Raw genomic sequence first — 511 nt, 5'->3', positions numbered from 1 at the left:
GCACCGTTGGTCTTATCGCCATCGCCATCATTGTCGCCGATATTGTTCACGGCCTCGGCGACCGCGCGAATCTCATCGGCCTGGCCTTGCGGGCTGATGTCGTATTTCTTGAGATTATCGGCGGTTACTTTACTGGGTACTGTGTTGGAATCGTCGTCGCCATCATCCAAGGTGTATGCCCACGACGTTTCCGCCATGGAACACCGGCAACAACGTGCTCGCGTGGCATGGCGTGTACTGGCGACAGTCACCACGGCGACCCCGCCATGGAACGTGGCACAACCATGCGGGGGACGCTCTATGTGCATTCAGTCATGCTGCCGATGCTCTTTAACTTGCATATCCACGGGGGCGGCACGAGGCAATTCGGCCGCCTTTACCCGTACATCCATGGGGCGGCGAAAATCCCATGGGGCGGTAACTTGCCCATGGGGCGGTCGGTAAAATTTTACCTTCCGCAGAATAAAGCCATTTTCAGCCACCGCCCCATGAGGAATTCACCGCCCCATGG

Annotated in this window: 2 protein-coding genes; one reads left to right on the top strand and one right to left on the bottom strand. The window is 57.7% G+C overall.

All coding sequences use genetic code 11. The annotated features are described in order from the left end of the window. Positions 1 to 197: glycosyl hydrolase 53 family protein (locus tag IE187_RS21815; protein WP_189677968.1), on the bottom strand; the 197-nt coding region annotated here is incomplete at its 3' end. 69 nt (positions 198 to 266) lie between these two features. On the opposite strand from IE187_RS21815, the gene IE187_RS21605 reads away from it, so the two are divergent. After that, the coding region (locus IE187_RS21605; protein WP_229839652.1) for a hypothetical protein at positions 267 to 511 on the top strand (245 nt) is incomplete at its 3' end.

Source organism: Sphingomonas glacialis (assembly GCF_014653575.1).
GTDB classification, from domain to species: Bacteria; Pseudomonadota; Alphaproteobacteria; order Sphingomonadales; family Sphingomonadaceae; genus Sphingomonas; species Sphingomonas glacialis.
The sequence above is the reverse complement of the archived record's forward strand: the minus strand, read 5'-3'. Positions and strand labels throughout refer to the sequence as shown.